The organism is Stenomitos rutilans, assembly GCF_059505485.1.
In genome coordinates this window covers 60185-67850 of sequence record NZ_JCACKR010000078.1, presented here as the reverse complement: position 1 = coordinate 67850, position 7666 = coordinate 60185, and the positions used below count along the sequence as shown (strand labels likewise).

Genomic DNA, 7666 nt, shown 5'->3' with positions numbered 1-7666 from the left:
TCTTTAGGATGATCCTATCGATTTCCGACCCCCTTCAACAACGAGTTGTACTAAGGATCGTGGATTTAATAAAACCGCATTTTGTAGGATGTGTTAAGCGATAGCCGTAACGCATCAATCCCTGAAACGATGGTTACGCTGCGCTAACACATCCTACTTAAGCAATCGGAGTTATTAAATCCACCATCCTTAGCAGGCAGTGGCCAGCCTTTCTTCTTATCCCTCATCCTTTAGCCCTACTCCCCATCATGCAAACCCAATGGCAGTTTCTTTTGCAAAACTTGGGCGATTGGCGAGGGTCATTTACTCGCCTTTCCTTCACTGGAGAGCTACGGGAAGAAATACCCACGATCGTGTCGTTAGAGGGCTTAAACGACAATCAAACCATTCGCCAAATTATCCGGCGCTATGCTGCGAACGTCAACACGAAGGAAGATGCGTCTCTTCAAACTAGTGACCCAATCGACGAAAAAGTTCTGATTTACAGTTCGCTAGGGCGAGGGACACTGTTTTTTGACGATGGAGCCTTTTCTCAAGGGTCTATCCAGTTCGCGCCTTTTTCAGACTTTGGTGCTGAGTTGGGGCTAATTGCAGGCGACCGCCGTTTGCGGCTAGTGCAACTGTTCGATCGCGAGAGCACCCTTCATCAACTAACGCTCATTCGGGAGCAGCGGGCCGGAAGCGATGCAGCCGAACGTCCGCCCTTAACGCTGGATGATCTTCTTGGTGAATGGCAGGGAGAAGCTGTAACGCTGTATCCTGATTGGCAATCGCCCACAACCTATCTGACGCACTTAAAGCTCAGCCGCAGCGATGAAAACCAGGTAGAGCAACAATTAACTTTTGGTGAGGGTGCAGGAACGACCCTGCGATCGACCGCGATCGTGAATGGTTCTCGCCTCCAATTTGAGCAAGGGACTTTACCTGTGCAAGTGCTGCTTCTACCAGACGGAGCGTCTGCAACCAGCCCTGTTCGCATTCAAACCAAGCAGCCCTTTTTTCTGGAGGTTGGATGGCTCCTCCAGCCGGGTCTCCGTCAACGCATGATTCGCCGCTACGACCAGCAGGGAGCTTGGAGCAGCCTCACTCTAGTGACAGAGCGAAAGCTAGTCTGATAGCAACCGTCATCAATTGAGATGTCCACGGGCTTAAGACTTGCTGCGAGGAAAGAGATAGCTCAGGGTCAAAACGCCTGATCCAACGAGAGCAGCAATCACGAACAGTGCCAGCGGTAAAGAAAGCATAGCGAATTACGGTGTTGCAACTAGCTATCACATTATCGGCAGGATTTGACAGACTTGTGACTGCCCTATCTCAGCCTGTTGACAAAAATTTGCTAGCCCGTTTGGCGTGAGTACAAACAGAAAGCGTGTTGCTGAAACACTGAAACAGCGCAGGCAACAGGGTGCGATCGAGGTTGCGGTGGGTGTGTTTCCGCATCCACCCCAGCAAACTCAGTACAAGCCACTGTTTGAAGAGCGCTTTGTCGGTATTGCCCGTCAAGCGCATCCAGCGTTAGAGCAGAGCACCATAAGCCTGGAAAGCTTTACAAAGCTGTCTCACGCGCTGACAACCTTGCGTCGAGATCGTGTGGGAGCGATTGATCGGGTCTTACACGAGCAGCATCTAGAGCAACGCATTGCTTAATAAAGCGTGACTCAGTCGTCACGGCATGGCTGCATCGCCTTCATTGAACGATGGATGAGGCGACAGGGCCAGAGACAGGCCCCGCAAAGGCTGACGGCAGCGATCGCGGTAAATGTTTGCCACTGTTCTCCCGGTTGATCGGTTGCATCTGGAGTGCAGGATTCGGTGCGATCAGTCGAGTTTAACGACGAGTGCGAGAGTTGACTGGCTGCATGCACTCCTTCGATTGCGGCTCCGATCGCATAAGCCGCCGCGGCAATGCCTAACCAGTGATGCATAGTGTTGTGCCCTTAAGCTGCAATGTGTGAAGCGTGTTAGGAGGGCTGAACTGATACTTAGAGTTAATGGCTACCCTGATTAACAGAGTTTCTGTCTTCAGCAAGATCACGAATGAGCGGCAGTTTAGATTGAATGTAGGTGTCGAGGCTGCTGGTGTCTTGAGCATCGATCAACTGCTGGGCTTTGAACCGCTTAAGGAGAAACTGCACGAGGTCAGAGTCTTCAAATTGCAGCAATGTGCTGACTTGAGTTGACTCCACTAAAGCCCAAAGCTGTCGCATCATGTTGGGAGTGACCATCACCGTGAACCTCTTAAGCTTTTCTTTATATTTACATGGTTTTTTGGCTTGCGCCTGCTTCTTTCCTCAAACTTTATGTATCGATACATCGCAAGAATGTATCCAGAGATACTTTGATAAAGGAAGCGTACCTGTCGTAGTTAGTTGTAGAGCGCATACAGCTCTTTCGCTTCGCCACAAGATGAGCCTCTTGTAACAGTCAGGCGATTGCGCAAGCCTCTTTTCAGTTCTAACGTTTCTCTGCGGGCTGGACTGCTGCGCTCGCTACAGATGGCAAGCCTCGTTCGAGTTGAGTCAATGCGGCAAATCCTCTGAAGGTCTGTACGATTTGGCCTGACTTTGAGTAAATAGCATCGGGTTTGGTCATTAATTTAGGCGCTATTCTTTTGTCAGCTCAAAGAGTCGCGTTCGATTTAGCTCAGGGGACAGATACGACAACAAGTCTTTGATGTTTAAGATGCGCTTTGCTAATCTCTATTCGACGGTGAAACCAGGATATTAGATCGGGTCTGAGGATTGGTATGCGCCCTTATCTTGTTTGGCTTTTGGCGATCGCGTGTGGTACGACGGTTGCCAACCTTTACTATAACCAGCCCTTGCTCGCGTTAATTGCCCGCAACTTTCAAGTTACGGATCAAGCCGCAGGATTTATTCCTATGGCAACGCAGGTGGGTTACGCACTGGGTATTTTGCTGTTTGTACCGCTGGGTGATCTCCTGGAGCGGCGCAAACTCATTGTTACCATGCTGGGCCTCACGGCATTAGCGTTGGGACTGGCGGCAATATCGCTCAATTTAACGTCGCTGACTATAGCAAGCTTTGCAATCGGAATGAGTACGATCGCGTCTCACGTCATGATTCCCTTCGCGGCTCAACTAACCGATCCTAAGGAGCGCGGCAGAGTCATTGGCACAATCATGGGCGGTCTGCTGATTGGCATTTTAGCAGCGCGAGTGGTGAGCGGCTTCATCGGTGCGGCTCTGGATTGGAGAGCGATGTACTGGATCGCCAGTGGACTGACCCTGGCGCTAGCGGTTCTGCTCTGGCGGGTGTTACCTCAAAGTCAACCCGCGTTGCATCTCTCGTATGCAAAGTTGATGCAGTCTCTATTCCACATTGTGCGAGAGCAACCTGTTTTGCGAGACGTAGCCGCGATCGGAGCCTTGTCATTTGGTGCCTTCAGCGCCTTTTGGAGTACCCTGGTCTTCCTGCTGGAGCAGCCGCCTTACCATTACGGCAGCGCGCTTACAGGACTCTTTGGGCTAGTGGGGATCGTTGGAGCTGCTGCTGCACCTGTTGTTGGTCGAATGGCCGATCGCAAAAGTCCGAAGCTCACAGCAACCATTGGCGTAATCATCACAACATTATCTTTTGTGCTCTTTTGGGTATGGGGGCACGTGCTTTGGGGCTTGATTGTGGGGGTCATACTGCTAGATTTGGGCGTGCAAACGACTCAAATTTCTAATCAGGCCCAAGTTTACAGCCTGCCAGAAGACATTCACAGTCGCTTAAATGCCCTTTACATCATGTTTTACTTCGTTGGAGGGGCGATCGGATCGCTTTTGGGTGCTTACAGTTGGAGTTACGGGCAATGGCAGGGCGTTTGTGCCGTTAGTTTACTGTTACTAACAGGTGCTCTAGCCGTGTCTTGGAAAGGGCAATAGTAACGCCGCCTTCGCACGCAGCCAACAAAGTGAACACCCACAAAGATGCTTTTACGAAACTGGCTTTTTTACAAAACTGACTTTGATGAATCTGGGTTTGATGAATCTAGCAAGCAAAAGGAGATCGATCGATGAGTGACACGATTGGCTTTGTAGGATTAGGCAGCATGGGCTTGCCTCTGGCGATCAACTTGCTGGAATCAGGCTATGAGCTACGGGTTTACAACCGCACAGCAGCCAAAGCACAGTCGCTAGTGGAGAAGGGCGCGATCGCGGTTGATGCTCCAGCCGATGTAGTAGAACCTGGAGGCGTTGTCATCAGCATTCTGTCAAATGACCAGGCGTTAGAAGAGGTTGTACTGGGTGAACAGGGACTTTTAAGCCGTTTGGCAGCCGACAGTATCCACCTTTCTATGAGTACAGTGGCACCCACAACGGCGCAGAAGCTGGCGGCACAGCACACTCAGCAAGGTGCACATTACCTCGCAGCACCCGTCTTTGGTCGCCCCGATGCGGTCGCTGCTAGAAAACTGTGGATCACCTTAGCAGGAAACGACGTTGCCAAAGCGCGAGTCCGTCCGCTGCTAGAAACGGTGGGGCAAGGGGTTTTTGACTTTGGAAACGAGGCGGGTGCTGCCAATGTGGTCAAGCTGGCAGGCAACTTTCTCATCATTTCAGCGATCGAAGCAATGGCAGAAGCCTTTACCCTGGCAGAAAAGAATGGGGTCGATCGCACTCAGATCGCTAATCTTTTTGGGCAAACCCTCTTCGCCTGCCCCATCTACCAAAACTACGGACGCATGATTGCCCAGCAGCAATACGAACCCGCAGGCTTCAAACTCGCTTTAGGTTTAAAAGATGTCACCCTGGCATTGCAGACTGCCAACGCTAGCCAAATGCCCCTGCCCCTTGCCAGCCTGTTGCACGATCGCTTAATTGCCGCAGTGGCAAACGGCAAAGGCGACATTGACTGGACAGGGCTTGCGCTCACAATCTCTGAAGAAGCAGGGTTGAAAAGGGGGAGCGGCGAGGGATGAGTTTTCAACAGTCGCGAAGTGTTTTCGTATCAGCCTCAGATTGTTCCCGGAAATCGGGTTGCAGTCTCGGCACCATAACGGCACGTAGCCTCATTAGCAAGGTTGAACAACGGCTTCTCTCATGTCTCGCGCATAGGAGGAGTTGTTTTAAGCATGGAACGTGGGAAAGGACAAGCGGTGTCTTCCCACAGTTAGACTATGACGCTGATGGGAATCGCCCTTCTAATAGAGATAACTAGACGCTTGATTTTTTAACGTGAGTCATGAATGAGGGCTGGCTACTGCAGCGATCGCCAATGGCACTGCGTCAGTAGACTACGCCTGTAAGAAGGAGCATTAACATGACTCAAGCACTCAACCATAAGAAAATTGCCATCCTCATTGCTGATGGCTTTGAGCAAGTGGAAATGACTGAACCCAGGAAAGCGCTGGATGAAGCAGGCGCACAGACTTTCATCATCTCACCTAACGACGACACTGTTCAGGGCTGGAATCACTTCGATAAGGGCGACACATTCCCTGTAGATGTACCAGTAAACAGTGCCAATCCGGCTGAGTATGATGCGCTGCTGCTACCAGGCGGTGTTGCAAATCCTGACCAGCTTCGCGTGAATGAGAAAGCCGTTCAGTTTATCCAGTCCTTCTTTAAGGCTGGTAAGCCAGTCGCCGCTATCTGTCACGCGCCCTGGACGTTGATTGAGGCGGAAATCGTGAAAGGTCGCCAAATCACATCCTGGCCCTCGCTCCAAACTGACTTGAGAAATGCAGGTGCCCAATGGGTGGATCAAGAAGTCGTGACAGACAACGGGTTGGTTACTAGCCGCAAACCCCAGGATATTCCAGCATTTAACCGCGCGATCGTGGCAGCCTTTGCTGTCGATCGTCAGCAAGAACAACAGCTCTCCTCTGTACGTTAGCGACAGCTTACTTTTCCCATACAGTGCGCCGCTTTATGAGGAAACGGTCTAGGATAAAGGGTCTAACGTCTTCCTACACCCCAAACCCTACACCCTAACTCCGCTCAAACAGGCTACATCACTCATTGAGGCTAAGACGAAACCGCGTAATGCACTAATTGAGCCAGCTTGCGGCGCATCGTTTCCAGCCCTAACCCCTCGCTGGCAGAAATAAAGATTGCCTGGGGATACTCTTCTCGCGCCAGTTCCAGGCGATCGCCGTCCACCTGATCAATCTTGTTAAACGCCAGCAGTGCTGGCCCCGGCGAAACAGGCATCGCCGACAAAATCTTCATTACCGATCGAATCTGGCTTTGCCATGCAGGATGGGAAAGATCCACCACATGCAATAGCGCTTCAGCTTCCGTGACTTCTTCAAGCGTGGCGCGAAAGGCATCCATCAACGAAGGCGGCAAATCGTGGATAAAGCCTACGGTGTCAGTCAGCAGAAGGGTAATTGGTTCTTCGGTCACGGCATCTGGCACCACCAAACGTCGTGTGGTTGGGTCTAGCGTGGCAAACAGTTGGTCGGCGGCATAGACTTCGGCACTCGTCAAAACGTTCAGTAACGTAGACTTACCTGCATTCGTGTACCCCACCACGGCGACCGACGGCACCTCTTCATGCTGTCGCCGTTGCCGCATCCGCGATCGGTGGGCTTGGAGTTGATCTACTTCCTGCTGCAAGCGCGTAATGCGTCGCTGAATGGCTCGCCGCTCGGTTTCTAGCTTTGTTTCCCCTGGGCCCCGCGTTCCAATACCACCCCCTAACCGAGACATGGCCTGTCCACGTCCTGCCAGTCGCGGCAGCATGTATTCCAACTGAGCCAGTTCGACTTGAAGCTTCCCAGCTCCTGATTGCGCGCGCTGAGCAAAGATATCGAGAATCACCTCGGTGCGATCAACAACTCGAATGCCAATCAGCGTCTCCAAATTTCTCACCTGGGCTGGCGAAAGGTCGCGATCAAACACAACCAGATTCGCTCCCACCGACTGTGCCGCCAGCGCAATTTCTTGCACTTTCCCTTCGCCAACTACGGTTTGATGGTGAGGCTGGGGACGCTTTTGCTGAAGCGTTTGCAGCACGGTACCACCTGCTGCCTCAACCAGTCGCTCTAATTCCGTTAATCCATCTTGGAAGTGTTGAGAGGCTCGGTTATCCGTAATCAAGCCGACCAATAACACTTGATCATGGTCGCGATCGACCTGCCGCGCGGTATAGTCTCGTCGGAACTCCTCTTCAAGTCCTTCGACAAGATTCAGGAAGTCCTGATTAGTCAGCACATCCAGGCTTAGTGGCGGCGTTACTGTCCACGCAGTTTCAGGATGCGGCACCAAATGCGCCAGGTAAGTTTCTTTCACATACCCGGTTGCGCCCCCCCCACGACGCTCAAAACCACCACCAGTTAGGGTCAAAGTTACTAAAGCATCTAGCCGTTGCATTGCCATCGCGGTCAACGCAGAATCACTCGGCGGTTCGAATTTTAGCTGGGTTGAAAGACAGCGAATTCCACAAAGCCGCTCAGCACCATAGCGAGGTAGTTCTAGTGGCGGAATTTGGGTTTGACGTGGAGTACCCACCCCAACCCGCATCACTTGACCACGTCGGTTGATGTAGGCGCAAACAGGCTGACTTAACTCAGTGCTAACCGCTGCTAAACGCTGAGCAAATTCGGGCGTTGTAATGCGATCGCCTGGCAACCGCTGGTGATATAACCGCTGCAACTGCTTGATCTGACTGGCTTTTAAGCCCTGGAGATTTCCGTAAACCGTTTCGATAGAGGC

8 protein-coding genes are annotated in these 7666 nt (G+C 51.8%); 5 read left to right on the top strand and 3 right to left on the bottom strand.

Going from position 1 to position 7666, the window contains the following annotated elements; genetic code table 11:
- The first annotated feature begins 248 nt into the window (after positions 1–248).
- Complete coding sequence (locus AC5JLP_RS14270) at positions 249–1115, top strand: DUF3598 family protein (protein WP_496068586.1); 867 nt, start codon at positions 249–251, stop codon at positions 1113–1115.
- A gap of 235 nt (positions 1116–1350) precedes the next feature.
- Positions 1351–1647, top strand: coding sequence for a LysR substrate-binding domain-containing protein (locus AC5JLP_RS14265; RefSeq protein WP_496068585.1), 297 nt, complete (start codon positions 1351–1353; stop codon positions 1645–1647).
- An 11-nt stretch (positions 1648–1658) separates the two neighbouring features.
- On the opposite strand, the gene AC5JLP_RS14260 is transcribed toward AC5JLP_RS14265, so the two are convergent.
- Both AC5JLP_RS14260 and AC5JLP_RS14255 read right to left on the bottom strand, forming a co-directional pair.
- Positions 1659–1925 carry a hypothetical protein gene (locus AC5JLP_RS14260; protein WP_496068584.1) on the bottom strand — a complete coding sequence of 89 codons (267 nt, stop codon included), beginning with the start codon at positions 1923–1925 and terminating at the stop codon, positions 1659–1661.
- A gap of 63 nt (positions 1926–1988) precedes the next feature.
- Complete coding sequence (locus AC5JLP_RS14255) at positions 1989–2225, bottom strand: hypothetical protein (RefSeq protein ID WP_496068583.1); 237 nt, start codon at positions 2223–2225, stop codon at positions 1989–1991.
- Positions 2226–2746: 521 nt separating this feature from the next.
- Between AC5JLP_RS14255 and AC5JLP_RS14250 the strand changes: the two genes are divergently transcribed.
- From AC5JLP_RS14250 to AC5JLP_RS14240, 3 genes are all read left to right on the top strand, one after another.
- A complete protein-coding gene (locus AC5JLP_RS14250; protein ID WP_496068582.1) occupies positions 2747–3889 on the top strand; it encodes an MFS transporter in 1143 nt (380 codons plus the stop codon).
- Between the two features lie 131 nt (positions 3890–4020).
- Positions 4021–4926, top strand: coding sequence for an NAD(P)-dependent oxidoreductase (locus AC5JLP_RS14245; RefSeq protein WP_496068581.1), 906 nt, complete (start codon positions 4021–4023; stop codon positions 4924–4926).
- Between the two features lie 341 nt (positions 4927–5267).
- The gene (locus AC5JLP_RS14240) at positions 5268–5843 is read left to right on the top strand and encodes a type 1 glutamine amidotransferase domain-containing protein (RefSeq protein ID WP_496068580.1); all 576 of its coding nucleotides are present in this window, start codon (positions 5268–5270) and stop codon (positions 5841–5843) included.
- Positions 5844–5974: 131 nt separating this feature from the next.
- Here AC5JLP_RS14240 and hflX read toward each other — a convergent pair whose 3' ends face one another.
- The gene (gene hflX, locus AC5JLP_RS14235) at positions 5975–7606 is read right to left on the bottom strand and encodes a GTPase HflX (protein ID WP_496068579.1); all 1632 of its coding nucleotides are present in this window, start codon (positions 7604–7606) and stop codon (positions 5975–5977) included.
- Positions 7607–7666: the final 60 nt, after the last annotated feature.

Bases quoted from the DNA above. Each gene is read 5' to 3' on its own strand.
- AC5JLP_RS14270 (WP_496068586.1), top strand. From the start codon at position 249: ATGCAAACCCAATGGCAGTTTCTTTTGCAAAACTTGGGCGATTGGCGA.
- AC5JLP_RS14260 (WP_496068584.1), bottom strand. From the start codon at position 1,925: ATGCATCACTGGTTAGGCATTGCCGCGGCGGCTTATGCGATCGGAGCC.
- AC5JLP_RS14255 (WP_496068583.1), bottom strand. From the start codon at position 2,225: ATGGTCACTCCCAACATGATGCGACAGCTTTGGGCTTTAGTGGAGTCA.
- AC5JLP_RS14250 (WP_496068582.1), top strand. From the start codon at position 2,747: ATGCGCCCTTATCTTGTTTGGCTTTTGGCGATCGCGTGTGGTACGACG.
- AC5JLP_RS14245 (WP_496068581.1), top strand. From the start codon at position 4,021: ATGAGTGACACGATTGGCTTTGTAGGATTAGGCAGCATGGGCTTGCCT.
- AC5JLP_RS14240 (WP_496068580.1), top strand. From the start codon at position 5,268: ATGACTCAAGCACTCAACCATAAGAAAATTGCCATCCTCATTGCTGAT.